The sequence below is a fragment of the Bacillus sp. 05T31 genome, assembly GCF_056396725.1.
On sequence record NZ_JBFTMA010000941.1, the window covers coordinates 1 to 1,820 of the forward strand.

Sequence of the window (1,820 nt, forward strand, 5' to 3'; positions counted from 1 at the left end):
CCCCATCGTTATGCTTATCGTAGTGAATTCCATAGGATTTTCTTTTGTATCTTTCGCCGAATTAAATTCCATTAATAATATTGCTTCATCAAATTTATCGTAGTCCACTTTTAACTTATCATTAATTATTTCTTGAAATTCCGATTCAGTTAAGTAATATGTTACCTTGGATGGTTCACTAAATCTTTTTTTATCTTTTTTGGGTTTTAAACTATCTATTCCTTCAATCTATCAAATATGAAATGAACATTCGAAACATCCAAACTTTGATCTGGACTTTTCAATTGATTATCTTCATATTTAATACTAGTTCTATATATAGTTTCTTCTTTTTTTTGCTCATTATTTAATGAACTAGCAATTTCTTGTAAAGTTGTCCCATAGAACCTTTTTTCTTTGATATTGTATACCGCTCCTGTTGTTTGATATACGACGTTAATGCGTTTATCATTTTTCGCCCAAAACGTACTATCCCTAACCTCTTCTTTCACATACGCATACCCATCATCACTCGCAGACATAACTGTCTTCATATCCCCTTCATCCAACGCCTTTACTAATCTCTCATACTCTATCTTCGTCTCYCCAAAACCACATCCACTTAATAAACTTGCYACTATTGACASRACTATCATCAYCTTAGCTTTCTTCTTTAATTTCATACTGTCACCTCATTAGTTACTCTAGGCATTTTTAGTTTCATTATGTTCCCTTTTTGGTAGTAATACACTTCATCTTTACCTAATGGTGCTTCGTTGCTTATATATTTTATGTTGAAGATACTTTGATCATTTAATGGCATTGCGATAACTGCTGCTGTTAGTTTACTTCTCATTTTCATAGGTAGAGCTTCACGATTTCGGTCCATGTAGTCGTGGTGACCTGCTAATACAAAGTAAATACCTACTGTACGAGATAGATCAATTAAAGTTGCTGCATCCTCCATTTCTAAATAAACAAATTTGCTAAACTCTTCAACATTTGTCATGATAATGAGTTGTTTTGTGAATGTAGGAATTTCTCTATCTTCTTGTCTTGCTTGTGCTAATTCAAGAGCTCGTTCGCGAATTACTTCCATCCAATACTTCGCATGCATATTTATTTCATTTTCTTCTACAATGTAATGTGTCACATTGCCTTTATATTGAACGAAACTATACTCTGCTGTATCCACCAACGTCACACTTTCAAAATAATCTTTATTCAATTGAGATAGGATACTAGTTACAATTTGTTTTCTCATACTATCATCTACACTATAAATCATTAAATGATCATTCACCGCAATATCATGAGCTACAACTTCTACCTTGTTGTAATAATTGAATTTGTTGTAGTTCATCGTCTACTTTCGTAGGCAATGCAGCCTGGAATAATGTCGGAGATTCTAGTTTTATTAACGCTCTTCCTGCTGTTTCTTCCACTTTTATATCAGATCTCCCTACAATACTAGCTACTTCACTTTGATCAATCATATATAAACAAGTTTGGATTTTAATATTATTGTACAATTGAATTCTAAGTGCGTTTTGTCGTCCTGCACTAATTAAGGTATGAATCCCTAAACTAGCACCATCTCGGACAATTTGCATAATTATCATTTCAAAACTCTCATAGAATTTCGCTTCTTTTACTGCATCATAATTATCGATTGCAATAATAATATGTGGTATTTCTTTCCCACTTGCCTTTTCATACATTTCAATATTTGCAACGTCATATTCACTTAATAATCGTTTACGATTCTTCATTTCTTGAGTTAATCTTTCAACAAACTTTAAACATTTTTCTGATTCGTCAATTGTAATCGTATCCGCTAC

The 1,820-nt window shown here is 32.5% G+C and carries 2 pseudogenes; both read right to left on the reverse strand.

Annotated features, from left to right (window positions below):
• Positions 1-662: pseudogene (locus AC1DJR_RS30115) on the reverse strand (DUF3952 domain-containing protein); the annotation flags it as partial.
• A pseudogene (locus AC1DJR_RS30120) lies at positions 659-1,820 on the reverse strand (FtsK/SpoIIIE domain-containing protein); the annotation flags it as partial. The pseudogenes AC1DJR_RS30120 and AC1DJR_RS30115, both read right to left, overlap by 4 nt.